Source organism: Mycobacteriales bacterium (genome assembly GCA_035504215.1).
Classification (GTDB): domain Bacteria; phylum Actinomycetota; class Actinomycetes; order JAFAQI01; family JAFAQI01; genus DATAUK01.
Genome location: DATJSI010000033.1, coordinates 26,834 through 52,257 on the forward strand (window position 1 = coordinate 26,834; position 25,424 = coordinate 52,257).

The window sequence follows — 25,424 nt, forward strand, 5'->3', positions numbered from 1 at the left end:
AGGAAGGCCTTTCGGTTGCGCTCAGTCGCCGATGAAGGCGAGGACGTCGGCAGCGAACTCTTCGTGGTGCTGGAACAGGAAGCCATGAGCCGCGTCGGGATACAGCTTCAGTTGCGCATCGGGGAGAAGACCGGCGAGCAGATGGGAGTACCTCGGCAGGATCATCGGGTCGCTGTCACCGTTGGCCACGAAGGTCGGCACACTGATCGCACGCACGCGTTCGAGCAGTGAATGGTTCGGAATGCCCCACGCGCACACTGCGTCGTATTGAGCGAGGCGGGTCTGCCAGGTCGTCGGGATGTCGCGACCCTCAGTGCGGTCACCCATCCGGTGCAGGGAATCCATGCCGGCCTTCCGGCTCGCGTCTGACGCGGCGTAGAACACGCTGAGATATCCCGGTCCGCCGAGCTCGGGCTGGCCGACCGCGTCGATCACATCGGGAGCCCAGCCGTGCATGCCATCGGCTCCTTGCGGCGCGGCGGAGGCGAGCACCAGTCGTGACACGATGTCGGGGCGCTGCAACGCGATCTCCTGCGCGACGAAGCCGCCGATCGAGAAGCCCATGAGGTCCGCGCTGCGGATCTCGAGCGCGTCGAGAAAGGTGAGGGCGTCAGCCGCCATCTGCTGGATCGTGTTCGGCGTGGTGCCCGAGGAGCCCGCGACCCCGGCATTGTCGAAGGTGATCACCCGACGCGACGACGCGACAGCATCGACGAGAGCCGGATCCCAGTTGTCCAAACTGCCCCGGAAGTGCTGCAGAAAGACCAAGCATGCGGTAGGCGTAGTCGATGCCGTTGTTGCCACTGACTCGCATCGTCGGGGCGCCGGAGTAGCCGCCGTTCATTTCTGCACCTCGGACTTCGCAGCAGCGAGTGATGCGATCTCAGCACGCGCCGCATCGACCAGCTCCGCGTTGGTGTGCGCGTGCCCCCACAACCCCCAACCACCATCCGCTGCCTCCGTGAGCAGAACCCAAGTCCGCTTGGCGATGTCCGCAGCCCCGGAGGCGCTCGCCACGAGGCTCGTGAACTGCTCGACGACCGCGAGCTGTTTGGTACGGTCCAGCGCCCCGGCGTTGGTCAGCACCTGGACCCGCACGTGCGCGCTGTCGCCGTCGACGTTCGCGAAGCTGCCGGCACCTAGCTCGTGAACGAACGCGGCGGTGTTCTGCCGAAACATCGGGATGTCCGGGACACCTTCGATCTTCATCAAGGTGCTTGCAAGGTCGACTGCGAGCTGGTGTGGGTCGGCGAAGGTTCCGGCCGCGGCGTAGACGTCGATCATCGGCATGGCGAGCTCCAACTCACTGGCGGGACCGGGTCGCACGACCCGACTAGAGAGATTGCTCCACTATTCCTAGAGCATCCACTCCAGTAAGGTCAAGGGGTGGCAGGGGCAGCCGGCGACACTCGCACCGCCCTGGTGCAGACCATGGCCCGGCTGCTCAGAGAACAGGGATACGCCGCGACCGCACTCGCTCAGGTGCTCGCAGAGAGCGGCGCATCAAACGGGTCGCTGTACCACTACTTTCCCGGCGGAATGGAAGAGCTCGCCGAGGTCGCGCTCCAGACCTCTGGCAAGGTCGTCGCGGGCGCGCTGCGCAAAGCGCTCGATGCCGCACCCGACACCGCGGCCGGGCTCAGCGGCTTCCTGGACATGTCCGAGAGCCTGTTCGCACAGCAACCCTGCGGAGGCTGCCCGATCTCACCGACTGCCCTGGAATCGCCCACCGTCAGCCCGCGCCTCAGGCTCGCGGCAACGAACTGCTTCCAAACCTGGCAGGCCCTCATCGCCGCCAGCCTTCGCTCCGACGGCTGGGCAGAGGACACGGTCCACAGCGCTGCGTCCGCCGCACTCGCCCTGGTCGAAGGAGCGCTGTTGCTCGCACGTGTGAGCGGACAACTCGACCACCTCGAGAACGCCCGTCGCGGCCTTCAGTCGCTCCTCGCCCGCCCACAACGCTGAGCTCAACCGACGGACGGGCCGCTCGATAGGGGTCGACCTGGTGTGGCCGGTGGGCTTGGCGAGCCCGGGAGTGTGGCCATGCAGCGCCGCGCTCGCACCTGACCAGCGGCAAACGCGGGGTCTGGCGCGGCCAGGATGGTGGTCGGCTTACTTCTTGACGGCTTGCTCGACTGCTTGGGCGAGGACCGCTGCACCGGCGACGCTGGGGTGTACGCCGCAGGTGCCCTTGTCCGCCCCCGACAGCGCAGTCAGCAGCCCCGCTGCGCACGGGTCGCCGTGACCCTGCGCGCTTGCGAGCCGGAACTGCTTGTAGCCGTTCGCGATCCGGACGTGGAAGTTCTTGCCCGCCTTTTCGACCGCGCTGTTCAGCCCTTGCGACTCGTAATTGTCGGTTGTGTTGTGGTAGTTCAACGACCAGTACGTCACCAGCACGAGCTGGCCCTGATAGTGGGCCTTGTCGCGGATGCCCTTGAGGATCCTCGTGACGTTCTTCGTGATCTTCTGCTGCAGTGCCGCGAACTCGCTGAAGCAGCTGTCACTCGTCCGCTCCAGGCAGATGAAGCCGTCGTTCGCGCCGATCATCAGGGTGACGAGCGCGGTGTGCGGGTGCTTCTTCAGGAACTTCTCGGCGTAGGTCAGCTGCGACTCACCGAGCCCGGTGTAGTGCACGTGCAGCGGGTAGATCCGCCGGTAGCCGATCGGCGTCGGGTGCTTCGCGCCCTTGGTGAAACTGTTCTCGCAGCCGTTGCTCTGCGCTGAAGTGTTGATGAAGCTCGCCGTCGTCTCGCCCGGGCAGGCCGCGTTCGTGACCCTGAGATCGAGGTTGCTCGCGACGTCCTCCGGGAACCCGACGAAGTTCGACGCGTGGTGGTAGTTCGGCGGCGGGATCGCGTTGTCCTCCCGGTAGCCGAAGGGCACCGAGTCACCCAGCGCGAGATAACGCGAACCCGGGGTCACTGCCGGCTGAGCCTTGTGCGCCGCGGCGGTCGCCGCGGTCACGGCCGGGCGGATCGCGGCCGCGCCGGCGGCCGGCGCCAACAGCATCGCGGCAAGAACCGCGCCGGTGGCGCCGATGGACGCCGTCCCGATGCGGGCGGCGCGGCGGGAAGCTGGGTTCATGGCGGGCCTTCCTGGCGCAGTTGCGGTGAGCCCCGTCAACGTAGCGTGGAGCGCGTGAGTTCTGCGCCAAACGACGAAACGGTCGAATACCGCCAGTACCGCTTCAGCCCGCCGGAAGGCTCGACCGTCCTGGTGCTCGTTCGCCACGGCGAGTCCGCGCCGGGACGCGAGGGCGCGCCGGCGGATCTGACCGATGGGCACTCCGACCCGGATCTGGACCCGGTCGGGGTCGCTGAGGCGGACCTGCTGGCTGATCGGCTGGCCGGCCAGCAGGTCGACGCGATCTACGTCACTCCGCTACGACGAACCGCCCAGACCGCTGCGCCGCTGGCCGCACGTCTCAACCTGAAGCCCACCGTCGTACCGGAGCTGCGCGAGGTGCATCTCGGGGAGTGGGAGGGTTTCGCCTTCCGCAAGTACGTCCGCGAGATGCACCCGGTCGCGCTGCAAATGTTCGCCGAGCAGCGCTGGGACGTGATCCCGGGCGCCGAGTCGACCGAGGAATTCACCCGCCGGGTTCGTGCTTGAATCGACCTGATTGTCCGGGCTCATCCCAACCAACGGGTGGTCGTCGTCGTCCATGGAGGTGTGATCGGGGCGATCATGGCAATGGCGACCGGTGCGGAGAACTTCGCGTTCATCGGAGCTGACAACGCCTCGATCTCCGAGCTCGTGGTGCTCGGCGACCGCTGGTTGGTCCGGCGGTTCAACGACACCGCCCATCTCGACCCGGACTAGACGGAGGACCCAGTGACCCTCGGGCGATGGCTGGCGTGGGGCCGAACCGGCCGGCCCAGCCGCCCGAGCCGGGTCGCGCTCGTGACCGTCGCCGGGTTGACCTCCGCACTGGCGGCCGGGCCGGCCAGCGCGCGCCTGCTCCAGGACGTGAAGCCGAGTCCGGCGCAGCAGGCCCAGACGACGTACGACGAGCTGACGCCGGCGCAACGGGTCGGGCAGCTGTTCATGGCCGCCCTTCCGAGCTCCGGCGCCACGGCGGCACAGCTGACCGCCCTGCGGGCGAAACGGATCGACAACGTGATCCTCGTCAATGCCTCCTCGAGCGGTCGTACGGCGGTGGGCGCCGCGACCGACGTCATGGTCGGAAACCTGACCGAAAGCGGGGTCAGCCCGTTCATCAGCACCGACCAGGAAGGCGGCGAGGTCCAGCGCCTGACCGGTCCGGGCTTCGAGAAGATGCCGACCGCGCTGGCACAGGGCCGGATGACCTCATCCGCGCTGCGTTCGGCGGCGACGACCTGGGGCAAGGAGCTCGCCGGCGCCGGGGTCACTCTCGACCTCGCACCCGTCGCCGACACCGTGCCGAAGAAGGACGCGAAGACCAACCAGCCGATCGGCATCTATCACCGCGAGTACGGCCACACCCCGGCCGTCGTCGGGCCGCACGTGGTCGCCTTCATCAAAGGCATGACGGCCGCCGACGTCGACACCACGGTCAAGCACTTCCCGGGCCTGGGTCGGGCGACCGGCAACACCGACACGACTGCCGGGGTGACCGATCCGACCGGACCGCACTCCACGTTCCTTGAGCCGTTCCAGGACGCCATCACCGCCGGAGCGCAGTTCGTGATGGTGTCGTCGGCCACCTACCCGAAGATCGACCCGAACCATCTGGCCTGCTTCTCGAAGACGATCATCGGCGGGATGCTGCGCGGCACGATGAAGTTCACCGGCGTCGTGATATCCGACGACCTGGGGACGGTCGCGCTGCGGAAGTTCCCGGTCGGGACGCGAGCGGTGGACTTCTTCAAGGCCGGCGGCACGATGCTGCTCGACACCACGCTGGGTCAGATCCGGCCGATGGTCAAAGCGGTCGTGGCGGAACAGGCCGCGAGCCCGGCGTTCGCGAAGCAGATCAAGACCGACGTGCTCGACGTTCTCACTGCCAAGGCGGCGGCGCACCTGATCGCGTCCTGAACCGACGCGGCGACCGGCCGGGCCGGACCGCGTCAGATGTCCGCGTCGACGACCACGGGCGCGTGGTCGCTCGGACCCTTTCCCTTTCGCGCGTCGCGGTCGACGTACGCGTCCTTGACCGCGCTCGACACGGCCTCGGTCGCGTAGACCAGGTCGATCCGCATCCCCTGGTTCTTGTGGAACATCCCCGCCCGGTAGTCCCAGTAGGTATACGGCGTGTCGTACTTCAGCGCCCGCGGGATCACGTCGTGCAGGCCGAGCGCGCGCAGGTCGGCGAGGGCTTTGCGCTCGGGCTCGGTGACATGTGTCGAACCGACGAACTGCGACCGGTCCCAGACGTCCTCGTCGGTCGGGATGACGTTGAAGTCGCCGGTCACGACGAAGGGGTCCGCCCCGACCTCGGTCGCGAGCGCGTCCCGCAGCGCCTCGAGCCACTCGAGCTTGTACGTGTAGTGCGGGCTGTCGAGCGTGCGTCCGTTGGGCACGTAGACCGACCAGATCCGAAGCGGTCCGCAGGTCGCGCCGATCGCGCGCGCCTCCACCCGGGGCGGAGCGCCAATCAGGGCGGGGTCGTCCTCGTCGGCCGGTGGGTCGTACGCCGGCTGGCCGGTGAAGCCGAGCTCGACCTGGTCCAACCCGACCCTGGACAGGATGGCGACGCCGTTCCAGCGCCCCTCGCCGTTGACGGCCACCTCGTAGCCGAGCTGCTCGGCGTGTTCGCTCGGGAAGGCGTCCGGCGCGCACTTGATCTCCTGCAGGCACAGCACATCCGGCTCGACCAGCTCGAGCCACTCGTTCAGACGAGGCAGACGGGCGCCCACGGAGTTGACGTTCCACGTCGCGAATCGCATGGCCCCACCCTAGAAGTGAGCGGCGACAGCGCGTCGTGACCTCTATCCTCAGAGAGGATGGGGAGGCAGAGTTCGGTCACGGACGCCGACCTCCTCGCCTTGCCGAAGGCGCACCTGCATCTGCATCTCACCGGCGGCATGCGCCACCGGACCCTCATCGACCTGGCCGCACGAGGTGCCGTCACGCTGCCCGAGCGCCTGGTCGAGCCCGAGCCGGAGGGCATGGTGCTCGGGTGGCCGCGCTTCCAGCGGCTGTACGACGTCGCGCGGAGCGTCCTTCGCACCCCGGAGGACTTCGACCGGCTGCTGCTCGAGGTGGCGGTCGACGAGCACGCCGCGGGATCGCGCTGGCTCGAGCTGCAGATCACCCCGACCGGGTACGCCGTGCGGCTGGGCGACGTCGTCACCGCCGTCGAGGTCTTCTGCTCGGCCGCGGCCAAGGCCGAGGCGGCGACCGGAGTCGGGGTGCGCCTGATCATCGCGGCGAACCGAACCCGGCCGGCCTGGGAAGCCGAGCTGCTCGCTCGGCTCGCCGTGCGCTACGCCGGCGAGGGCGTCGTGGGCTTCGGGCTGTCGAACGACGAACGCCGTGGCCTGCCCGAGGAGTTCGCGAAGGCCTTCCGGATCGCCCGCGAGGGCGGCCTGGTCGCGATGCCCCACGCCGGAGAGCTGCTCGGGCCGGAGTCGGTGTCGCGCACGGTTGCTGCCCTGTCGCCGGTGCGGATCGGGCACGGCGTCCGCGCGACCGAGGATCCCGACGTACTCAGGATGCTGGCCGACCGGGGGATCGCCTGCGAGGTGTGCCCGACCTCGAACCTCGCGATGGGCGTCTACCGCGACTTGGCCGCCGTGCCGTTGCCGCAGCTGGAGGCGGCCGGCGTGCCGGTGGTGCTCGCCACCGACGACCCGCTGCTGTTCGGAGGCAGCCTGGTCGGGCAGTACGCAAGCGCCCGCGACGACCACGGCTACGACCGGGCGGACCTTGCCCGCCTCGCCCGCACGTCGGTGACGCACTCGCTGATGCCGGCCGACCTGGCCGCGCGGCTGCACGCCGACATCGACGCCTGGGAACGCGGCTCCGCGGGCACGTAGCCTGGACGCTCGTGGCCAGCCGCTCGGACCTGCGTAACGTCGCGATCATCGCGCACGTCGACCATGGCAAGACGACGCTGGTCGACGCCATGCTGTGGCAGTCCGGCGCCTTCTCCGAGCACCAGGCCGACGAGGGCTCGGTCAACGAGCGGGTGCTCGACTCGATGGACCTCGAGCGCGAGAAGGGCATCACCATCCTCGCGAAGAACACCTCGGTCCACCACGGCGGGCTGACCATCAACATCGTCGACACGCCCGGGCACGCGGACTTCGGCGGCGAGGTCGAGCGCGGGCTGTCGATGGTCGACGGCGTCGCGCTGCTGGTGGACGCGAGCGAAGGACCTCTGCCGCAGACCCGGTTCGTCCTGCGCAAGGCGCTTGCGCTGAACCTCCCCGTCATCCTGATCATCAACAAGGTCGACCGGTCCGACGCGCGGATCGCCGAGGTCGTCGACGAGACCTACGAGCTGTTCCTCGACCTCGACGCCGACGAGCACCAGATCGAGTTCCCGATCGTCTACTGCCAGGCCAAGACCGGGCAGGCGTCGCTGAACCGGCCGGCCGACGGCACCAGCCCGGACAGCCCGAACCTCGAGCCCTTGTTCACTGTCATCCGCGAGACGATCCCGGCACCGACGTACGACGAGACCGCGCCGTTGCAGGCGCACGTCACGAACCTCGACGCCTCTCCGTACCTGGGCCGGCTCGCGCTGTGCCGGATCCACAACGGCGAGCTGAAGAAGGGTCAGACGGTTGCGTGGTGCCGCCAGGACGGCAGCATCGAGCGGGTCCGGCTGACCGAGCTGCTGGGCACCGAGGCGCTGGAACGGGTGCCGATCGAGTCGGCCGGCCCGGGCGACATCGTGGCGATCGCCGGCATCCCGGACATCACGATCGGAGAGACGCTCGCGGATCCCGACGACCCTCGCCCGCTGCCGGTCATCACGATCGACGAGCCGAACATCTCGATGACGATCGGGGTCAACACCTCACCGCTGGCCGGGCAGAGCGGCAACAAGCTCACTGCGCGGCTGGTGAAGAACCGGCTCGACGCGGAGCTGGTCGGCAATGTCTCGATCCGGGTGCTGCCGACCGAGCGTCCCGACACCTGGGAGGTGCAAGGGCGGGGCGAGCTCCAGCTGGCGATCCTCGTCGAGATCATGCGCCGTGAAGGCTTCGAGCTGACCGTCGGCAAGCCGCAGGTGGTCACCCGCGTGATCGACGGGCGGTTGCACGAGCCCATGGAGCGGCTCACGATCGACGTACCGAGCGACTACCAAGGTGTGCTGATCCAGCTGCTCGCGCTGCGCAAGGGGCGGCTCGAGCAGATGGTCGACCACGGCACCGGCTGGTTGCGGATGGAGTACGTCGTCCCTGCCCGCGGCCTGATCGGCTTCCGCACCGAGTTCCTCACCGAGACGCGAGGCACCGGTCTGCTGCACCACATCCACGAGGGCTACGAGCCGTGGTTGGGGGAGCTGCGCACGCGCCCGAGCGGATCGCTGGTCGCCGACCGCGCCGGGAGCACGACCGGCTTCGCGCTCGCGAACCTGCAGGAGCGCGGCACGCTATTCGTCGGTCCCGGCACCGAGGTCTACGAGGGCATGATCGTCGGGGAGAACTCGCGCTCGGACGACATCGACGTCAATCCGACCAAGGAGAAGAAGCTCACCAACATGCGGGCGTCGGCCGGCGACCTGCTGGTGCCGCTGATCCCGCACCGGGTGCTGAGCCTCGAGCAGGCACTGGAGTTCTGCCGCGAGGACGAGTGCGTTGAGGTCACGCCGAGCACCGTGCGCATGCGCAAGGTCGAGCTCGCCGCGGCTACGCGATACCGCGCCGCCAAGCGCCGCCCTGGCGGCTAGCGCCCAACCCCACGCATGGCCCATGCGTGGGGTGATAGCCCCACCCGTGGCCCATGCGTGTCGCGGTCGGGGCACGTGTGCCCATGCGTGTCGCGGTCGGGGGCAGCTGTGGCCCATGCGTGTCGCTATAGCGACATCGATGGGCCATGCGTGGGGTGATAGCCCCACCGGTGGGCCATGCGTGTCGCCCACCGCGACACCGATGGGCCATGCGTGCCCAACAGGCGGGGGATACCGTTACCGCGATGACGCAATGGGACGGCCAAGGGCTGCCGCCGGCCGCGCAGGCGCGGATCGACCGCGCCGGCACGGACCGGGTCTGGTCCTCACTGCTCTCGATCCGGGGCCAGGCCGGCGTACACAGCGTCGGGCTCGACCCGGTCGGCGAGGTGATGGGCTCGATGGTCGAGCACATCGGCTTCGCCGGGTACGGCGGCTGCGGCATGTGGGTGCCGATGACGCGTGGGTTCGGCATTCCGGCTGCCGGCGGCCCGACGGTCACCTCCGGTGCCGGCGGCTTCTCCGGATTCGCGCCGTACGTCGATGCGTTGTACCGCGGCTACGACACCGCGATGTACCGGATGTTGCTCGAAGCGCAGGCGCTGGGCGCGGACGGCATCGTCGGGGTCACCTGCGTCCGCGAGCGCCTGCTCGACACCAATGGCGCCAACGAGTTCGTCGCCCGCGGTACGGCGGTGCGAGCCCGGGGTCCGGTGCGCCCGTCGACGTTGTTCGCGACCGACCTGTCCGGCGGGGACGTTGCGAAAGCACTGCACGCCGGCTGGGTGCCGACCGGGCTGGTCTGGGGGATCTCCGTCGCGATCCGGCACGACGACTACATGACCAGGATGGCCGCCGCACCGTGGAGCGGTCAGAACATCGAGGTGCCCGGCTACACCGAGCTGGTCACGTACGCCCGCCACGACGCCCGCGTGCAGTTCCACAACCGGGCCGGCGGGATGGGCGCGGACGCGGCCACGGTCAGTGACATGTCGCTGCGGATCTGGGCGATCGAACCGAACGAAGGACACCGGGACCACGTTGCGGAAGCCGTCGTGGTCGGCAACTCGCTGGTCCGCTTCCACCAGGGCGAGCAGGCACCCACTGACAGCCGGCTCGTCATGCCGCTGAAAGGACGTCAGCTGTGACCGTTGATCCGCAACAGCTCGGGCTGCCCGAGGACGCGATGCGCCGGCTGGCCGAGATGGCGCCCGGTCAGGCGACGTCGCTGTTCACCTCGGACCTCTCTGTCAACGAGTTCCTGCTCGTCCGCGAGGCCGGCTTCCGGCCACTGGGACTGGTTCTCGGCTCGTCGATCTACCACGTCGGCTTCCAGCGCGGCCGCTGGAGCCAGAACCAGGAGCTCACGACGCTGACCCAGGCGATGTACGGCGCACGAGAGCTCGCGATGGCGCGGATGGAGGCCGAAGCCGACGTGCTCGGCGCAGACGGCATTGTCGGCGTACGCCTCGACATCGAGTTCAAGGAGTTCGGCGAGGACCTCGCCGAGTTCATCGCGGTCGGTACGGCGGTGAAGGCCGATGCGCCGCCGCCGACGGGAGACGGCTGGCGCAACAACCAGAACAAGCCGTTCACCTCCGACCTGTCGGGGCAGGACTTCTGGACCCTGCTGCAGGCCGGCTACGCGCCGCTCGGCATGGTCATGGGCTCGTGCGTCTACCACATCGCGCACCAGGGGATGTTCAAGTCGATCGGCAACATCGGGCAGAACGTCGAGATCCCGCAGTTCACCGAGGCGTTGTACGACGCCCGCGAGCTCGCGATGTCGCGGATGCAGGCGGAGGCGGAGGCGCTGTCGGCCGAGGGCATCGTCGGCGTGCAGCTGCTTTCGCTGCCGCATCGGTGGGGCGGTCACACGACCGAGTTCTTCGCGATCGGCACCGGCGTGCGGCCGCTGCGCGACGACCACGAGATCGACCGTCCCCAGCTGGTGCTTCCGCTGACCGACCGGTGAGCGAGCTGACCCCGGGGGGATCGCCGGACGACGTCGACGCCCTGGCGGCGGCCCTGCGCGCCGACAGCGCGGACCTCGATGTCTACGCGCGCGTGCTGACGAGCTCGCTCGCCGACGCGTTGCCGGCGGGCATGGTCCAGCTCGAGCACGACCAGTCGATGCGCGACCGGCTCGCCGGACGCCCCGGTGTGGTCCGCACGCTGCGGATCTCGCTCGGCGACGTGGCGCTGGAGCTCGGCCGGGGGCGGTCCGGCGCTCCGGTCGCCCGGGTTGCGCGCGAGGTACGCGGCGTCGTGATCTCCACCCGCGAGGTCGGGATGGACGAGTGGACCGGGGTGCTCGCCGACCGGCTGGCCGCCCTCGCCCGCGAGTCCGCGACCGCCCGGGCGGCGCTCAGCCGCCTGCTCGGGGCGGGCTGAGGGCCGATTGAGCCCGAAGGGTCAGTTTCTCCCCGGACCTGCCGAGAATCACCACATGGGCAACGAACTCGGCCCCGAGGAGGACTCGGAGCTGCGCCGGCTGCACGTGCTGAAGAGCTTCGGCATGGTGGCCGGATCGGTGACGTCGCGCTACGAGGCCCTGCGCCATCGCGACCGCAGACGGCAGATCCGCGACCCCGAGGAGAACACGGTCGCGGCCCCGGTCGACAAGCCGGACTGGCCGGCTCACCGTACGGCGAAGCCGGCCACTGCGCCGGCGACGCCCCCGTCGAACTCGTCAGCCCCGCAACGCGTCGTATCGGACACCCGTGAGATCTTCGGAAGTGCTCCACAGTCGCGCCGCGGTCGCGGCCTGTTTCGACGCTGAGCTCGAGTCGACCCGCTTCGGGTAGCCGCGGTTCTCGCCCGGCCCGTTCGGCCCGAAGAACTCCCCGCCGCGCACCTCCGGGGCAGTCGCGGCGTACAGCTGAGGCAGTGCACCCTTCGCGTCGGACTGGCCGACGATCCGGATCCCGACCGTCATGACGGCTGTCTTGAGCGGGTTGCCCGCGGCGCCCGGCCGGACCAGGTTCGTGGCCGCGGTGCCGGGATGCGCAGCGACACTGATCAGCCGGGCATCGATCGCAGCCAGCCGCCGCTGGAGCTCGAAGGCGAACAGCAGGTTCGCCAGCTTGGTGTCGGAGTAGACCCGCCATCGGTGGTAGCTGCGTTCGTGCATCAGGTCGTCGAAGTCGATCTTGCCGGGCCGGTGGGCGGTGCTGCTCACGGTGACTACCCGGGCGTCCGGGGTGTTGATCAGCTGGGCCAGCAGGAGGCCGGTCAGGGCGAAGTGGCCGAGGTGGTTCGTGCCGAACTGCAGCTCGAAGCCGTCCGCCGTCTCGCGGCGGGGGATCGCCATCACGCCGGCGTTGTTGATCAGGAGGTCGAGGGACGGGTACGCCGCGTGGATCCCGTCCGCGAAGCATCGGATGTCGTCGAGGCTGGCGAGGTCGAGCAGGCGCAGCTCGACATCGGCGGACGGCACCTGCGCGATGACCCGCGCCACGGCCTCCCGGCCGCGGACCTCGTCGCGGCAGGCGAGCACGACGCGGGCTCCCTTGCGGGCGAGCTCGCGAGCGGTCACGTAGCCGAGCCCGCTGTTCGCGCCGGTCACAACGGCCACTCGCCCCGACTGGTCGGGGATGTCGGCTGCCGTCCATCGGGCCATCCGCGTCGACCCCTCGCCTCGCTCGCGCCCCGTTGCGCGTGCTGAGCGTAACCGCAGCCGGCACTCGCCGACGCGCCCGCTCTAAGCGCCGCCGGAGTAGCCGCTCGACCGATCCGGCGCCGAGTACGTCTCGCCGGGACCAGTGTCGGACGACGACCGGTCGAGAAGCCCTGACTCGCGAGCGAATGCAGGAAGCAGCTCTCGCAGGGCGTAGTTGCCGTAGAGCGCTACTGGCAACCCGATCCGGTCTTCCACCCGCGTCCCTTGTTCCGGGGGGACGAGCGGCCAGGGACAGGCCTGCATCGCCAGCGTGATCCGCTTGCGTCCCCGGTGCGTCCTTGCGGGGAGCCACGATCTCGTGGGCACGAGTCTTCGCAGCGCACCGTCGTGGACGAGTTGGTGTCGAACCGTGGTCAGGGCTGTGTCCACCGGCCCTCGAGCAGCCAGGGCGCCGGGTGCGACGTGGCCGTGGACGGCCTGCCAGATCACCCGCTCCAACCCGTCGGGTGGCGCGGTTGCCGCATCCTCGGGGCGTCGTACGGTGCCCTGTCCGCCCGCGTCGAGGTGTCCCGAGGCATGCAAGACCGCGAGGGCCGCGGCTACACATCGGAAGCGACCGTCGCGCAGAAAGGCGAGGAACAGATAGTCCGGGACCGTCGGTGGCTCACCTGACGACCGCGAACTCATGCGCGCACCATAACCGCGAGGACTCCGCGCCGGCGGCTTGACGGGCCATCCGGCAGATTCCGCGGTGGTGCGGACGGCGGATGGAATGTCCCGGCGGTGCGCTACGTTGAACCGCAGAACGTCGAGAGACGTTCGCCGGCTCGATCCATGGCCCCCGGTCCCAACCTTTGTCGCTTTGAGCGAATCTGTGCCGAGAGGCAGACCTGGCGGGTCGGCGCGCGAGGCCCCGGACGTGAAGCGTCCGGGGTTTTCGTGTGTCCGGACCGCACTCGGACCGAACCCGGGCCGAACCCGGGCCGGCGCGGCGTAGCGGTCAGGAGCCGGCCACGGTCTTGCGGAAGTACACCCGGCGGAAACCGGCGTCCTCGCCCCGATGGGTCTCGACGTACCCGTGTCGCGGGTAGTAGTCGAGGTTCTCGGTCATGAGCTCGTTCGTGTACAGCCGGATCTCCGCGCGTCCCAGCCGGGCCGCCTCGGCGTCGGCGAAGCGCAGCAGGCAGGCACCCACTCCGCCATGCTGCGCGGCCGGCCGGACGGCGACGTTGTCGAGAAGGAGATGGTCGCCCGCGTCCTGCAGGACGACGACACCGACCAGCTCGCCGTCCCGGGTCGCGAGCCATACCTCACCGGCTTCGGCCAGTGCCTCGTAGTCGGCGGTCATCGGCGCCGGCTCGCGGCCGATCCGCGCGACATACGGTTCGTATGCCGTCCGGACGAGATCGCTCACCCGACCCGCATCCGCAGCAGTCGCCGCCACGATGTCGATGCCCTCCACGACGCCAACCTGTCACGCGGCCGGGGCGGAGGGAAAGCTAGCGCTGGCGCGGTCGCCGGCCGGTGTTCGCACAGCAGGTTTCGGCGTACCGGCGGAGCGCGGCGCTCGCCGGCGAGGCGTGGCCGTCGTCGATCAGCCAGAACTGGTCATCCGCGGCGGGTCGCGCACCGGTGTTCGTCGTGATCCACAGCCACTGACCGCGTGGGCGGATGAAGACCGCGCGGGGAACCGCGACGACCAGGTTGCCGGCCTGGTCGGTCGAGCCCGCCGCGGCCCGATCCGCAGCCGCCGGACGTCCGGGCGCGAACGCTCGCACCGGAAGCACGCAGGTGCCGGCCGGCGGCCGCGAGGCCCCCCCGAAAGCCTCGCGCAACCCGCCGGGCAGACCGTGGGTCGGCGCGGCCAACGCAGCGCTCACGCCGCCGACGGCGAGGGCGAGAGCGCCCGCGAGGGGGAGCAGCGAGCGCCGGCCGAGAAATCCCACGATGAACATGTCGGCCGCGGAGCGGACATACCGAAGCCAATCGCGCAGAACAGATGCATCCGCACTATCCGGCTAAGTGTTGTCGTAAGTGTTGCAGACGCCCCAGCCGGTGGGATCAGGCCGGCGGTGTGGCGCTGCCCCGCCGGCGTTCGAGCCGGCCGAAGAAGGCCGGCTCATCCAGGTCGAGGTCCGCCAGCGCGCCGCGCAGCAGCTGCAGCGCGTTGCGGGTGATGAGGTCCGCGTCCTCGGGGTCGACCCCGAGCTCCATCGCCGCTCCCACGGGTCCTTCGCCCAGCCCGATCGCCACGACGGCCGCGGCTCGTTCGGCCGGCGGAAGCGTGCCGAGCGCCTCGTAGAGCCGGGCGACCAATTCCGAGTCGGTGACGCCTTCCGGGGCCTTCACGTTGTCGGCGATCGTTCCCGGCGAGATCGGTCGGAGCCGAGGTGGGCGTTCGCTGGGCACACCCCACCGTACGTCGGTCAGGCCGGGACCGGCGCAAACGTCTCGAGCACGCGATGCGCGTGTTGCATCGAGCGGATCGGATCCGCGTCCGGCGAGCCGATCTCCTCGTCGAAGTTCAGATCGAGAAACACCTCGGAGACACCGGCGGCCGCGTAGTCGTCGAGATCCGCGCGGATCTTCTCCGGCGTACCGGTCATCGCCGGGTCATCGGGCCGATCGACGTCGCGCACCCGCATCGAGGCGCGGATGATGATCTTGATCGCGTCGGGGTCGCGGCCGGCGTCCTCGGCAGCGGCACGGATGGTCGCAACCGCCGCCGGCACCTGTTCACTCGGGAACCGGCTGGCCGAGATCCAGCCGTCGGCAAGCCGCCCGGCCCGGCGCAGGGCCGGCTCGGCGGTGCCGCCCAGCAGCACCGGCGGGTGCGGTCGCTGCACCGGCTTCGGCGCCACGAACCCGCGCGGCACGGTGTAGAACTCGCCGGCGAACTCCACCGGCTCCTCGGTCCAGATCGCCCGCAGGCAGGCGACGTACTCCTCCGCCCGCGCGCCACGTCGCTCGATCGACACGCCGGCGGCGGTGAACTCCTCCGGCTCCCAGCCCAACCCCAGTCCGGCATCCAACCGGCCCGCCGACACGACATCGATGCTCGTCAACGCCTTGGCGAGGACCAGCGGCGCGTAGAAGGGCAGGTTCACGACCGCGAGGCCGAGGCGGATCGTGCTCGTCACACCGGCGAGGAAGCCCGCGACGATGAGCGGGTCGTGCACGCTGCGGTACGGCGACGTGAGCTGCCGGGCCTCGGGTGCTTCGGGAAACAGCAGCCTGGAGAACGTCCACAACGAGTGGTAGCCGAGCGTCTCTGCTCGCTGCGCGATCTCGATCTGGTTCGCCGGGGTCGCCCACGACCCGGAGACGGGAGCGCCGAAGCCGATCTGCATCGCCCCATCAAACCGCCCCACTACCGGTCTCGGCACACCGCCCACGGGGGAGACTGGTCGGTGTGGCCCCCTACCGGATCTGTTTCGTCTGCATGGGCAACATCTGCCGCTCGCCGATGGCGGCGACGGTGATGCGTGAGCTGCTGGCCGCCGCCGGATGGTCCGATCGCGTGTTGGTCGAGAGCGCCGGCACCGGCGGCTGGCATGCGGGGGACGGCGCCGACGAGCGGGCGCTCGCCACGTTGCGCCGGCACGGGTACGACGGCACCGATCACGTGGCGCGGCAGTTCGACCCGGAATGGTTCGAGGCGGTCGACCTTGTGGTCGCCATGGACCACGAGAACCTGCGGGCACTGCGGCGCGCCGCGCCCGCCGACGCCAAGGATGCCGTCGTGCTGCTGCGCTCCTTCGACCCCGCCGCCGGGCCGGACGACCTCGACGTACCGGATCCGTACTACGAGGGCAGTGCCGGGTTCGAGCAGGTCTTCGCGATGGTCGAGGCGAGCTGCAAGGGCTTGCTGGAATCCCGCCGCGACCGGATCGAATGAGGGTTGCCGGAATCGATCTCGCCGGGGCGACGCCGATCGGCGGCGGTGACATCTGCCGCGCCTTCGATGCCCGGACGACCTCCGGCGTGCGCGTCTTCGCGAAGACGCTCGCGGACGCCCCGGAGGGGTTCTTCGAGGCCGAGGCGGCCGGGCTGGACCGGCTTCGCGTGGACGGTGGTCCGCGGATTCCCGAAGTGGTCGCGGCGGGCGTCGACGGTCTGGTGCTGGAGTGGATCGAGCCCGGCCCGGCCGACGCCGGCCGCGCCGCCGAGTTCGGCCGCGCGCTCGCACGCATGCACCGCGCGGGCGGCGAGACCTTCGGTGTCGACGTCGACGGCTTCGTGGCAACCGTCCCGCTCGACAACTCACCGACCGATGACTGGGCGGCTTTTCACGGCGAGCGGCGCCTGCGTCCGGCGCTGCGGCTCGCGGTGGAGCGGCACGCGATCGTGCCCGACGACGCAGCCGCAGTGAGCGACGTCGTTGATCGGCTCGGGGCGCTCGCCGGGCCGCGGGTGCGCCCCGCGTGCCTGCACGGCGACTTGTGGGCCGGCAACCTGGTGTGGTCGGCCGACGAGTCGGTGTGGCTGGTCGATGCCGCCGCGGCGCACTTCGGCAACCGCGAGACCGACCTCGCCATGCTCATGCTGTTCGGTGCGCCGTACCTCGAGGAGATCTTCGCCGGGTACGACGAGGTCTACGCGCGCGACACCGGGTGGGCGGGCCGGGTAGCGCTTCACCAGGTTCATCCGCTGCTGATCCACGCCTCCCTGTTCGGCGGCGGCTACGGCGCCCGCGCGGGCAAGGCAGCGCGCTCCGCGCTGGCCGGCGCCGCATGAGTGCCGCGCTGCGGATCCCACCATTGCTTCGTGCCGCGGCGGAGGACGACGAGCGCGACGACTGGCTGGCCGCCTTGCCGGGCGTTGTGAAGCAGGCCGCCGACCATTGGGGCCTCGAGATCGCGGCGCCGTACGAGCCGGGGGGCGAGTGCGCCTGGGTAGCCCCGGCACGTACGCCTGACGGTGCAGACGTCGTGGTCAAGGTCGGCTGGCCACATCCGGAGAGTGAGCATGAGTCGGCCGGGCTGGCGCTGTGGGCGGGTGAGGGTGTCGTGCGGCTGCTCGATGACATCGCTGCCGACTCCGTCCAGGTCCTGTTGCTGGAACGATGCCTGCCTGGGGCTGCCCTGAGCCATGCGGCCGACCCTGCGAAGTGCGACGACGTCATCGCCGGGTTGTTGCTCCGCCTTCGCCGCCGGCCGCCGGCCGCGCATCCGTTCCGGCCACTCGCGGTCATGTGCGCGGAGTGGGCCGACGCCGCCGGACGGCGCCTCATCACGTCGGTGCTGCCGGATCGCGAACTGATCCGCACCGGGATCGCGCTTTTTCGGACGTTGCCGCAAACGGCGACCGAGCAGGTCGTGCTGTTCACCGACCTTCATTCCGACAACGTCCTCGCCGCGCAGCGTGAGCCGTGGCTCGCGATCGACCCGAAGCCGTACGTTGGAGATCCCTGCTACGACGTTCTGCAGCACCTGCTGAACACGCGGCTCGCGCAGGATCCGCGCGGCGCGGCCGAGCGGATGGCCGGCCTCGCCGAGCTGGATGCACCGCGCGTTCGCGAGTGGCTGTTCGCGCGCTGCGCGATCGAGGCGGTCGACGAGCCGAGCTGGTTCGAGGTGGTACGAGCGCTCGCTCCGTGAGTCAGGGCTGTGGACAGTCGTCGGATGCCCACAGATCGGCTTCCGGGCGCGCGCTGACCGGTCCCGGTCCGGCAAGGTTCGGCGATGCCCAAGCCGTTTGCTCCTGCCAAGCTCCGCCTTCGCTCGCCCGCCGACCTGCTCGCGACGGTGCCGCACATGCTCGGCTTCGTCCCGGCGGACAGCGTCGTCGCGGTGTGCCTGCACGGTGCCCGGTCCCGGGCCGGTTTGGTGCTGCGTTTCGACCTGCCGAACCCGGAGTACGCCGCGCTGATCGCGGGCGAGATCTGCCAACGGGTGGAGATCGCCGAAGCCGACGGCGTGTTCATCGCGGTGTTCAGCCCGGAGACCAAGGGTGACGACGGGCGACCGGCACACGCCGCGCTGGTCGACGAGATTCGCGCCGGGCTGACGGTCCGGCTGCATGAGGCGGTGATCACCGACGGGCGGCGATGGTGGTCCTACTCCTGCCCCGAGCCCTGCTGCGGCGGAGTGGACGGCTTGGTCATCGACCTCGGTACGTCGGGTGCGATGTCGGTGGCAGCCGCGTACGCGCTCAACGGGCGGACCGTCCTTCCCGACCGCGAGAGCCTGGTCAGCAGTGTCGGGCTCGAGCTCAGCGCGGAAGAGGTGCTCGCTGCCGAGGCCCGGATCGCGGCCGCGATCGCAGAGGTCTCCGACCTCGACCGGGCATGCCGACGGACGCGGGTCCGCCACCTCGCACTACGGCTCATGGAGCAGTGCGACGACCCTCGCGAGTTGCCGTCAGATCCTGACCTCGCGCAGCTCGCCGCGCTGTGCACTGACGTCGTCGTGCGCGACGAGGTGCTGGCGCTCGGTCCGGATGCCGGGCGGCGCGAGCGGCTGATGCCGGTATTGCATGCGGCCGTGCGCCGGGTGCCGCCGCCGTACGACGCCGCGGTCTGCACGATGTTCGGCATGCTCGCTTACGCCGACGGCAGTGGCGTCACGGCGGGCGTTGCGCTCGACCGCGCGCTGCACACCGATCCGGACTACTCGCTGGCCGGGCTGATCTCCGACGCGCTGTCCCGGCAGGTGCCGCCCAGCATGGTCGAGGAGGTGATTCGGGCAGCCGCTGGTGACCTGCGGCACCGCGATACGGCAGGCTAGGCGGCACATCGCACCGCATTCGCCGAGTCCGGGAGCGCCGAACCATGCCGGAGGCCGTTGTCGTCGGTGCCGGTCCAGCCGGGCTGGCCGCTGCGGCGATGCTGCAGCGCGGCGGGGTCGAGACGGTCGTCGTCGACCGGGCGGACGGCGTGGGCGCGGCCTGGCGCGGTCACTACGACCGGTTGCACCTGCACACCGTGCGCTGGCTTTCGGGCCTTCCCGGGATGCGGATCCCGCGCCGGTACGGAAAATGGGTCGCACGCGACGACGTGGTGCGCTACCTCGAGGCCTACGCCGCCCACCACAACCTGGAGGTCCATCTGGGCACCGAGGTCGACCGGATCGACCGCAACGGCGAGCGGTGGGCGCTCCACACCAACGAGGGCGACCTCGACGCGACCTACGTCGTGGTTGCGACCGGACACAACCACATCGCGGCGATGCCGGAATGGCCGGGTGCCGACACCTATAAGGGTGAGCTGCTGCACGCCCGCGACTATCGCAACGCAACGCCGTACGTCGGCAAGGACGTGCTCGTGGTGGGCATCGGCAACACCGGGGCGGAGATCGCCCTCGACCTGATCGAAAGCGGAGCCGCGCAGGTGCGGGTGGCGGTGCGTACGCCGCCGCACATCGTCTTTCGCCAGCAGAACGGAATTGCCAACCCGATCCTCGGCATTCTCTTCCGGCACCTGCCGGTGCCGGTGTTCGACCGGATCGCCCGGCAGCTGCGCAGGATCACGGTCGGCGACCTCAGCGAGTACGGGCTGGAGACCCCGACCGAGGGCTTGTACCTGCGGGTCAAGCGCGACGACTCGATTCCCCTGGTGGACATCGGATTTCTCGCTGCGCTGAAGGCAGGCCGCACCTCGATCATGCCGGCAGTGGTCGGGTTCGACGGCGAGGACGTGCTGCTCGCTGACGGGCAACGGATCACCGTGGACGCCGTGATCGCGGCGACCGGCTACCGGCGGGGACTCGAACCGCTGGTCGGCGAGCTCGGCATTCTCGATGACCGGGGTCGCCCGCGCAGGGTGGGCGGGCGAGCCGATCCCGCCGCGCCGAACCTGTACTTCACCGGCTTCACCAACCCGGTCAGCGGTGCGTTCAGGGAGTCCGGTATCGACGCCCGGCGGATCGCCCGTGCAGTTCTGCGCAGCCGGCACGCAGGGGTGATGGATGCGCTGCGCGTCTCTGTGCCGCGGATCACGTTGGGGAAACAACCCGTTCGTCAATGACCGGCTACCCGGACGGCGCCGTGCGATCGGGCCACCGCGCCACGACCGAGGTCAACGGTGTGCTCTGAGCCATCGACCAGTGCTGCTCGCGACCGACCACGATGAGGTCGAGCGGATGGGTCGGCTGGCCGGCGAGCCGCATGGAAAGCTCGCGCCAGAGCAGGCGGTCGATGCGGATCGGACGCCCGTCCGCGCGCAGCACCGCGAACACCACGGTCGCGACTGACAGATCGCTGACCGTGGCCACGACATGGCGCAGGTAGAGCTCGTCGACCGCACGAGTGCCCTCGTCGAAGCCGACGGTCAGCAACACCCGGCTGCGCCGATCGAGGAACACCGCGCGAAGGGCGCCTTCCGACCAGCCGGCCGGATGGGCAATGACGGCCGCGAGGATCGGGTCGAGGAGCGCGGCGCTGGTCGGCATGGGTCGAGCCTGCGCCGGGATCGGCCGGTCCGACCGATTCCCGGACCCGCTGTGGATGCGCCGCGCGACCCGCCGTGTCGTGGACAACCGCAGCCGGATGCGAGGCTTCACGCGTGGATCGCTCCGACCTCGTGCCGGCCCCGGTCCTCGTCGTCGGTGCCATCGCGAGCGTGCAGAGCGGAGCCGCGATCGCGACGAAGCTGTTCCCCGAGGTCGGCGTCGGCGGATCCGTGCTGTTGCGCCTGGTCGTATCCGCCCTGCTCCTGCTCGGGTTCACCCGGCCCGCGTTAGGCGGTCACCCGCGCCAGGACATCGGGCTCGTGGTGGCCTTCGGACTGGTTCTCGCCGTGATGAACTGCATGTTCTACCTCGCGATCGACCGTGTCCCGCTCGGCGTCGGTGTCACGGTCGAGTTCCTCGGGCCGCTCGGCGTCGCCATCGCCGGCTCGCGCCGGCCGCTCGACTTCGTGTGGGCCGCGCTCGCGGCGCTCGGGGTCGCGATGCTCGCCGGGGTGCCCGGCCACCTCGACATCGTCGGGTTGATCTTCGCGGCCGCGGCGGGAGTGTGCTGGGCCGCCTACATCCTGCTCGCGCAGCGCGTAGGTCGAGCCTTCCCGGGTCTTTCCGGGCTAGCGATCGCGCTCGGCGTGGGGATGATCGCGATGATTCCTTACGGCGTCGCCTCGGGCGGCCGTCATCTTCTGCGCGGTGGGGTGATCGCGAAAGGGGTCGGTATCGGCGTGCTGTCCTCGGCGGTGCCCTACTCGCTCGAGCTGGCGGCGCTGCGCCGGCTGCGGGCAGCGGTCTTCGGCGTACTGATGTCGCTCGAGCCGGCGATGGCCGCCCTTTCCGGCCTGGTGTTCCTGAGCCAGCGGCTGCACTGGCAGGAATGGGCGAGCATCGTCGCCGTCGTGATCGCGTCGGTGGGCGCAACCGCGAAGAGCGAGATCGCCGAGCCGGCAGCGGAGGTGCTCGGATGAAGGTCGAGCTGATCCGCGACGCGACCCGCGACTCCGGCTGGTGGTTGCTGGTGGATCGCTCGGAGCAGTCGTTCGTCGACACCGAGGATCCGCTCCACCTGGAGTTCGAGTACGTGCAGATGATCGGCCACCTGCTCGAAGTCGCGCTGCCGGGAAGTGCACCGATCGTCGCGTTACATCTGGGTGGGGGACTGTGCACGGTGCCGCGCTGGCTCGTCGTGCGTCACCCGGGTTCGCGCCAGCGGGTCATCGAGCACTCCGCCGAAATCGCCCGGCTCGCAGCGTCGCTCGGACGGATTGCCGGCACGACGGTGAAGCTCGACGATGCGGCCGTCGCGCTGTCCCGGACCCGGCCATCGCGCTTCGATCTCGTCGTCTCCGACGTCTACGAAGGCCCTGAGACCGTGACTGGGATGTTCACCGGCGAGGCGTTGAGATCGGCACACCGGGCACTGCGTCCGGGTGGGCTCTACGTCTGCAACCTCTCGGACGCGGTGCCGTTCGCCCTGGCCAAGGTCGTCGCGGCGACCATGCGTGAGATCTTCAGCGACGTCGTGATGCTGGCCGAGCCTGGAGTGCTTCGAGGTCGGCGGTCGGGCAACATCGTTCTTGCCGGCGCCGACCGTGCCTTACCCAGTGCCGAGCTGCGCAGGCGCGGCGCTGCCAACTCGGTGCGCTTCCGTGTGCTTGCCGATACGGACCTCACGGAGTTCATCGGGACGACCAGGTCCGTGCGCGACGGCCAGCAGCTGCCGCGATCGGGAGAGTCGACCGGCCGGCGACTCGGTTGAGTCAGGCCGCCGTCATGACGTGCGCCAGCGTGTCGACGCTGTCGACCAACGGGTCGAGGTGCGCCGCGAGCAGAGCCTGTCGACGTGCACGCAAGCTCGTCGGGTCGACGTTCGCTGCCGCGTCCAGCTCCTGCTGACGCTCGCGCAGCTCGCCGAGTGCGCTCCCATCGTGTTGCGCGAGGCCGCGCAAGGACGACACGACTGCGTCGCGGATCGGTGCGACCTCCGGGATTGCGACGTGTTCCGACGTGTCGTCGAGAGTCGCGCGCAACGCATGCAGCGCGATCACGATCCGGCGGCAGGCCGCGAGGACACCGCCGGCGCGGTCGGTGTCCGCGCCCGCGCGTGGCGGCTCGGCGACCGCTCGGCTGAGCGATGCCTGCGCGGCGATTCGAGCGCGCCGCGCCGCCAGCGCTGCTGCAGCGACGGTCGAACGGTCGACGGCATCCGGATCCTCATAGGCCGCAAGCAGCACATCGGCGTAGTCTGCCAGCGCTCGCACGAGGCCGTCGGTGGCGGACTCCAGCGTCGCGCGCTCCCAGGTCGGCCAGACTGCGTAGGCGACCAGGGCGAGCGTGCCGCCGACGAGGGTGTCGAGACCGCGATCCGCAACCGTCGAGAGCTGGTTTCCGCCGACCGCGGTGAGCAACAACACGACGATTGCCGTGACCGCGAACGAGTACAGCGCATAGGACGCGGCAAAGGTTGCGTACGCCCCCCACGTCACCACGGCGAGCGCGACGGAGAGCGCAGCGCCGGAAGGATGAATCGCCACGACCAGCAGGCCGGCAAGGACGGCGCCGAGCCCGGTGCCGCCGACGCGGGCGAAACCCCGCTGCACGGTCGCGCCGTAGTCCGGCTTCAGGACGACGAGTGCCGTGAGGGTCACCCAGTAGCCGCGCTGCCAGGGCAAGACATGACTGAGCGCCTCGGCGACCGGCAGGACGACCGCCAGCCGTACGGCGTGACGGAACGCCGAGGAATGCGGGTCGCGCACGGTCGCGGCGACGCGGCGGGCGGAGTCCGCCGCGCGGTGCGGCAGCATCAGGACGGCCGGTGCGCCGACGATGCGGGGCAGGGCCAGCCGCCGGACGCCGGTGAGCGCATCCACCAACCGGTCGACGGCGCGCAGCTGCCCGAGCAGCGCGGACGCGCGCGCGGCGATGTAGCGCTCCGGCGTTCCTGCTCGCCCTGGGCTCGCCTGCTCCCGGCGGTCCCGAAGTGCATCGACGCAGTCGGCGAGCGTGGGGTCTTCCGGACCGGCGCGCCCGCCCTGCCGGATCGCGGTCGCGCTGCGGTCGAGCCAGTCCGCCGCGGCGGCCCGGACCGATCGGCCGAGCTCGACCTCGGGGAAGGTCGCGAGGGACTGCAGCTCGAGCCGGATCCGGTTGGCCTCGTCGGACAGGCCACGCAACAGCTCGACGTCCTCGCTCGGCGTACGGCGGCTCAGCAGGGTGGGGGCCATCGCCATTTCGCTGATCGTGGTCGCGGCAGTGCGCCCGGGGTCGCGGGCAACCGCGGCAAGGTCCGAGTAAGCCTCGGCCAGGGTGCGGCGTTCCGAAACGAACCGCTCCGGCGGGCGGATGACGAGTGCGAGCAGCGCCTGCAGTGCGGCGCCGGCCAGCACCCAGCCGGCATGGACCGCGGACTGAGCCAGGGTTGACGGGAAACGACCGAAGACCACCAGGCCGATGACCGCCTGGGTGCCGACGATGCTCGCTTCGCGACCGAGCACCACCGAAATGCCGGCCGCGAAGCCCCAGCCCGCGAGCGCAATCAGGGTTGCCGCGAGGTGACCGGCCACCAGGCCGCCGACGAACGTGCTCAGGGCCATGCCCGTCCCCGTGACGAGCATCGTGGTCGCGCGCGACCTGAAGCCCTCGCCGAAGGCGGCGACGCCGGCCGGCAGCGCGCCCGCCGCGGCGATCGCTCCCTCAGCCGGATGCCCCGAGCCGACGCCGATCGCGAACGGTACGACGACACCCGCTGCAGCGCGAATCGCGATGATCGGCGCGAACCCCGATCGATCGACGGCGACCGCGCTCTGCACAGCGGCCCGAAGGCCGCCGCCCGGGCTCACCCGGTCAGCAGCCTCGGCTCGAGCACCGTCTCGCGGACCTCGCCCGGGGCGACGCGCTCGATCCGGTAGCCGTTCGCGCCCTCGATCTCGCTGACGACCTCGTGCAGCGTCGTACCGATGTAGTGCAGGCCGACGCCGTTGTCGGTGGCGTAGCCGTCGGGCAGCGTGCCCTCGCCCACCAGCTTGTGCATCAGCGGGCGGCGCTGCTCTTCCCCGTCGTAGTGCACGCCGTTGGAGTACGGCAGCAGGCCGAGACCGGCCGGCGCGGGCCGCAGGTCGCGACCGAAGGAGTCGGTGGTTCCACCGACGTGCCAGCACAACGAGCCCGCGGACACCCCGCCGAGGACGATGCCGCGCTCCCAGGCCGCCCGGAAGGCGGCGTCGAGACCGTGCGTGCGCCAGATCGCGAGCAGGTTCGCGACCGAGCCGCCGCCGACCCAGATCGCGTCCTGTGCGAGCAGGTGCGCGGCCGGGTCCGGAACGTTAGGCATCAGGAACAGCTCGAGGTGGCTGACCACGGCATCCTCGGCGCCGGCGAAGGCGTTGTAGTAACCGGCGATCTCCTCGTCGTTGTCGCCGCCGGCAGTGGCGAGGAAGCACACCTTCGGCAGGCTCTTTCCGGTCAGGCGGAGCAGGTGGTTGACCAGCGCTCCGCGTTGCGGGCGGAAGCGACCGGCGGGCGAGCCCGTCCAGCCGCCGGACGTTGCGAGGATCTGCGGCTGCTCGGCTGGCAT

28 protein-coding genes and 1 pseudogene are annotated in these 25,424 nt (G+C 70.3%); 16 read left to right on the top strand and 13 right to left on the bottom strand.

Going from position 1 to position 25,424, the window contains the following annotated elements:
• Window positions 1-21: 21 nt before the first annotated feature.
• Together VME70_03290 and VME70_03295 are read right to left on the bottom strand one after the other, a co-directional pair.
• Window positions 22-804, bottom strand: coding sequence for an alpha/beta hydrolase (locus VME70_03290; GenBank protein ID HTW19221.1), 783 nt, complete (start codon window positions 802-804; stop codon window positions 22-24).
• A gap of 36 nt (window positions 805-840) precedes the next feature.
• On the bottom strand, window positions 841-1,290 hold the full coding sequence (locus VME70_03295) for a hypothetical protein (GenBank protein ID HTW19222.1): 450 nt from the start codon (window positions 1,288-1,290) through the stop codon (window positions 841-843).
• Window positions 1,291-1,386: 96 nt separating this feature from the next.
• Between VME70_03295 and VME70_03300 the strand changes: the two genes are divergently transcribed.
• Window positions 1,387-1,965, top strand: a complete 579-nt coding sequence (locus VME70_03300) for a TetR/AcrR family transcriptional regulator (protein ID HTW19223.1) — start codon at window positions 1,387-1,389, stop codon at window positions 1,963-1,965.
• Between the two features lie 147 nt (window positions 1,966-2,112).
• Here VME70_03300 and VME70_03305 read toward each other — a convergent pair whose 3' ends face one another.
• Entirely contained in the window at window positions 2,113-3,084 is a 972-nt protein-coding gene (locus tag VME70_03305; GenBank protein ID HTW19224.1) for an SGNH/GDSL hydrolase family protein, read from the bottom strand.
• Window positions 3,085-3,216: 132 nt separating this feature from the next.
• Here VME70_03305 and VME70_03310 point away from each other — a divergent pair.
• Window positions 3,217-3,822, top strand: a pseudogene (locus VME70_03310) (histidine phosphatase family protein).
• Window positions 3,823-3,834: 12 nt separating this feature from the next.
• Entirely contained in the window at window positions 3,835-5,019 is a 1,185-nt protein-coding gene (locus tag VME70_03315) for a glycoside hydrolase family 3 N-terminal domain-containing protein (protein HTW19225.1), read from the top strand.
• A gap of 32 nt (window positions 5,020-5,051) precedes the next feature.
• Here VME70_03315 and VME70_03320 read toward each other — a convergent pair whose 3' ends face one another.
• The gene (locus VME70_03320; protein ID HTW19226.1) at window positions 5,052-5,870 is read right to left on the bottom strand and encodes an exodeoxyribonuclease III; all 819 of its coding nucleotides are present in this window, start codon (window positions 5,868-5,870) and stop codon (window positions 5,052-5,054) included.
• Between the two features lie 57 nt (window positions 5,871-5,927).
• Between VME70_03320 and add the strand changes: the two genes are divergently transcribed.
• The 6 genes from add (at window position 5,928) to VME70_03350 (ending at window position 11,609) form a co-directional block, all read left to right on the top strand.
• Window positions 5,928-6,962 carry an adenosine deaminase gene (gene add, locus VME70_03325; protein ID HTW19227.1) on the top strand — a complete coding sequence of 345 codons (1,035 nt, stop codon included), beginning with the start codon at window positions 5,928-5,930 and terminating at the stop codon, window positions 6,960-6,962.
• Between the two features lie 11 nt (window positions 6,963-6,973).
• Window positions 6,974-8,827, top strand: coding sequence for a translational GTPase TypA (typA, locus tag VME70_03330; GenBank protein ID HTW19228.1), 1,854 nt, complete (start codon window positions 6,974-6,976; stop codon window positions 8,825-8,827).
• Between the two features lie 245 nt (window positions 8,828-9,072).
• The gene (locus VME70_03335) at window positions 9,073-9,975 is read left to right on the top strand and encodes a heavy metal-binding domain-containing protein (GenBank protein ID HTW19229.1); all 903 of its coding nucleotides are present in this window, start codon (window positions 9,073-9,075) and stop codon (window positions 9,973-9,975) included.
• 38 nt (window positions 9,976-10,013) lie between these two features.
• Complete coding sequence (locus tag VME70_03340; GenBank protein ID HTW19230.1) at window positions 10,014-10,802, top strand: heavy metal-binding domain-containing protein; 789 nt, start codon at window positions 10,014-10,016, stop codon at window positions 10,800-10,802.
• On the top strand, window positions 10,799-11,221 hold the full coding sequence (locus tag VME70_03345) for a hypothetical protein (protein ID HTW19231.1): 423 nt from the start codon (window positions 10,799-10,801) through the stop codon (window positions 11,219-11,221). The genes VME70_03340 and VME70_03345 overlap by 4 nt, the downstream gene beginning before the upstream one ends.
• Before the next feature lie 55 nt (window positions 11,222-11,276).
• A complete protein-coding gene (locus tag VME70_03350) occupies window positions 11,277-11,609 on the top strand; it encodes a hypothetical protein (GenBank protein HTW19232.1) in 333 nt (110 codons plus the stop codon).
• Here VME70_03350 and VME70_03355 read toward each other — a convergent pair.
• The 6 genes from VME70_03355 to VME70_03380 form a co-directional block, all read right to left on the bottom strand.
• Window positions 11,520-12,449, bottom strand: coding sequence for an oxidoreductase (locus VME70_03355; protein HTW19233.1), 930 nt, complete (start codon window positions 12,447-12,449; stop codon window positions 11,520-11,522). The genes VME70_03350 and VME70_03355 overlap by 90 nt on opposite strands.
• Before the next feature lie 81 nt (window positions 12,450-12,530).
• Window positions 12,531-13,136, bottom strand: coding sequence for a hypothetical protein (locus tag VME70_03360; protein ID HTW19234.1), 606 nt, complete (start codon window positions 13,134-13,136; stop codon window positions 12,531-12,533).
• Window positions 13,137-13,449: 313 nt separating this feature from the next.
• Window positions 13,450-13,911, bottom strand: a complete 462-nt coding sequence (locus VME70_03365) for a GNAT family N-acetyltransferase (protein ID HTW19235.1) — start codon at window positions 13,909-13,911, stop codon at window positions 13,450-13,452.
• A gap of 37 nt (window positions 13,912-13,948) precedes the next feature.
• Entirely contained in the window at window positions 13,949-14,404 is a 456-nt protein-coding gene (locus tag VME70_03370; protein HTW19236.1) for a hypothetical protein, read from the bottom strand.
• A 106-nt stretch (window positions 14,405-14,510) separates the two neighbouring features.
• Complete coding sequence (locus VME70_03375; protein HTW19237.1) at window positions 14,511-14,858, bottom strand: hypothetical protein; 348 nt, start codon at window positions 14,856-14,858, stop codon at window positions 14,511-14,513.
• A gap of 17 nt (window positions 14,859-14,875) precedes the next feature.
• Window positions 14,876-15,799: a TIGR03619 family F420-dependent LLM class oxidoreductase gene (locus tag VME70_03380; GenBank protein ID HTW19238.1), complete on the bottom strand. Its 924-nt coding sequence runs from the start codon at window positions 15,797-15,799 to the stop codon at window positions 14,876-14,878.
• A 62-nt stretch (window positions 15,800-15,861) separates the two neighbouring features.
• On the opposite strand from VME70_03380, the gene VME70_03385 reads away from it, so the two are divergent.
• From VME70_03385 to VME70_03405, 5 genes are all read left to right on the top strand, one after another.
• Complete coding sequence (locus tag VME70_03385) at window positions 15,862-16,347, top strand: low molecular weight protein-tyrosine-phosphatase (GenBank protein ID HTW19239.1); 486 nt, start codon at window positions 15,862-15,864, stop codon at window positions 16,345-16,347.
• Window positions 16,344-17,186 (top strand): fructosamine kinase family protein, encoded by an 843-nt coding sequence (locus VME70_03390; protein ID HTW19240.1) that lies wholly within the window; start codon window positions 16,344-16,346, stop codon window positions 17,184-17,186. Before VME70_03385 ends, VME70_03390 begins: the two co-directional genes overlap by 4 nt.
• Window positions 17,183-18,049, top strand: a complete 867-nt coding sequence (locus VME70_03395; protein ID HTW19241.1) for an aminoglycoside phosphotransferase family protein — start codon at window positions 17,183-17,185, stop codon at window positions 18,047-18,049. The genes VME70_03390 and VME70_03395 overlap by 4 nt, the downstream gene beginning before the upstream one ends.
• An 84-nt stretch (window positions 18,050-18,133) precedes the next feature.
• On the top strand, window positions 18,134-19,177 hold the full coding sequence (locus VME70_03400) for a DUF4192 domain-containing protein (protein ID HTW19242.1): 1,044 nt from the start codon (window positions 18,134-18,136) through the stop codon (window positions 19,175-19,177).
• A 44-nt stretch (window positions 19,178-19,221) separates the two neighbouring features.
• Window positions 19,222-20,415: an NAD(P)/FAD-dependent oxidoreductase gene (locus VME70_03405; protein HTW19243.1), complete on the top strand. Its 1,194-nt coding sequence runs from the start codon at window positions 19,222-19,224 to the stop codon at window positions 20,413-20,415.
• A 4-nt stretch (window positions 20,416-20,419) separates the two neighbouring features.
• On the opposite strand, the gene VME70_03410 is transcribed toward VME70_03405, so the two are convergent.
• Complete coding sequence (locus VME70_03410; GenBank protein ID HTW19244.1) at window positions 20,420-20,839, bottom strand: hypothetical protein; 420 nt, start codon at window positions 20,837-20,839, stop codon at window positions 20,420-20,422.
• 113 nt (window positions 20,840-20,952) lie between these two features.
• Here VME70_03410 and VME70_03415 point away from each other — a divergent pair, with 113 nt between their 5' ends.
• Complete coding sequence (locus VME70_03415) at window positions 20,953-21,819, top strand: EamA family transporter (GenBank protein HTW19245.1); 867 nt, start codon at window positions 20,953-20,955, stop codon at window positions 21,817-21,819.
• Complete coding sequence (locus tag VME70_03420; GenBank protein ID HTW19246.1) at window positions 21,816-22,610, top strand: fused MFS/spermidine synthase; 795 nt, start codon at window positions 21,816-21,818, stop codon at window positions 22,608-22,610. Before VME70_03415 ends, VME70_03420 begins: the two co-directional genes overlap by 4 nt.
• Before the next feature lies 1 nt (window position 22,611).
• Here the strand turns inward: VME70_03420 and VME70_03425 are convergent, their stop codons facing one another.
• Window positions 22,612-24,690: an FUSC family protein gene (locus tag VME70_03425; GenBank protein ID HTW19247.1), complete on the bottom strand. Its 2,079-nt coding sequence runs from the start codon at window positions 24,688-24,690 to the stop codon at window positions 22,612-22,614.
• A complete protein-coding gene (locus VME70_03430; protein HTW19248.1) occupies window positions 24,687-25,424 on the bottom strand; it encodes a peptidase E in 738 nt (245 codons plus the stop codon). Before VME70_03430 ends, VME70_03425 begins: the two co-directional genes overlap by 4 nt.

What these genes read in the sequence shown, in the direction of transcription:
- VME70_03320 (HTW19226.1), bottom strand. Translation starts at nt 5,870, where the DNA reads ATGCGATTCGCGACGTGGAACGTCAACTCCGTGGGCGCCCGTCTGCCT.
- VME70_03430 (HTW19248.1), bottom strand. Translation starts at nt 25,424, where the DNA reads ATGCCAGCCGAGCAGCCGCAGATCCTCGCAACGTCCGGCGGCTGGACG.
- VME70_03420 (HTW19246.1), top strand. Translation starts at nt 21,816, where the DNA reads ATGAAGGTCGAGCTGATCCGCGACGCGACCCGCGACTCCGGCTGGTGG.
- VME70_03335 (HTW19229.1), top strand. Translation starts at nt 9,073, where the DNA reads ATGACGCAATGGGACGGCCAAGGGCTGCCGCCGGCCGCGCAGGCGCGG.
- VME70_03405 (HTW19243.1), top strand. Translation starts at nt 19,222, where the DNA reads ATGCCGGAGGCCGTTGTCGTCGGTGCCGGTCCAGCCGGGCTGGCCGCT.
- VME70_03400 (HTW19242.1), top strand. Translation starts at nt 18,134, where the DNA reads ATGCCCAAGCCGTTTGCTCCTGCCAAGCTCCGCCTTCGCTCGCCCGCC.
- VME70_03295 (HTW19222.1), bottom strand. Translation starts at nt 1,290, where the DNA reads ATGCCGATGATCGACGTCTACGCCGCGGCCGGAACCTTCGCCGACCCA.
- VME70_03360 (HTW19234.1), bottom strand. Translation starts at nt 13,136, where the DNA reads ATGAGTTCGCGGTCGTCAGGTGAGCCACCGACGGTCCCGGACTATCTG.
- VME70_03370 (HTW19236.1), bottom strand. Translation starts at nt 14,404, where the DNA reads ATGTTCATCGTGGGATTTCTCGGCCGGCGCTCGCTGCTCCCCCTCGCG.
- VME70_03395 (HTW19241.1), top strand. Translation starts at nt 17,183, where the DNA reads ATGAGTGCCGCGCTGCGGATCCCACCATTGCTTCGTGCCGCGGCGGAG.
- VME70_03350 (HTW19232.1), top strand. Translation starts at nt 11,277, where the DNA reads ATGGGCAACGAACTCGGCCCCGAGGAGGACTCGGAGCTGCGCCGGCTG.
- VME70_03355 (HTW19233.1), bottom strand. Translation starts at nt 12,449, where the DNA reads ATGGCCCGATGGACGGCAGCCGACATCCCCGACCAGTCGGGGCGAGTG.
- VME70_03410 (HTW19244.1), bottom strand. Translation starts at nt 20,839, where the DNA reads ATGCCGACCAGCGCCGCGCTCCTCGACCCGATCCTCGCGGCCGTCATT.
- add (HTW19227.1), top strand. Translation starts at nt 5,928, where the DNA reads ATGGGGAGGCAGAGTTCGGTCACGGACGCCGACCTCCTCGCCTTGCCG.
- VME70_03390 (HTW19240.1), top strand. Translation starts at nt 16,344, where the DNA reads ATGAGGGTTGCCGGAATCGATCTCGCCGGGGCGACGCCGATCGGCGGC.
- VME70_03340 (HTW19230.1), top strand. Translation starts at nt 10,014, where the DNA reads ATGCGCCGGCTGGCCGAGATGGCGCCCGGTCAGGCGACGTCGCTGTTC.
- VME70_03305 (HTW19224.1), bottom strand. Translation starts at nt 3,084, where the DNA reads ATGAACCCAGCTTCCCGCCGCGCCGCCCGCATCGGGACGGCGTCCATC.
- VME70_03380 (HTW19238.1), bottom strand. Translation starts at nt 15,799, where the DNA reads ATGCAGATCGGCTTCGGCGCTCCCGTCTCCGGGTCGTGGGCGACCCCG.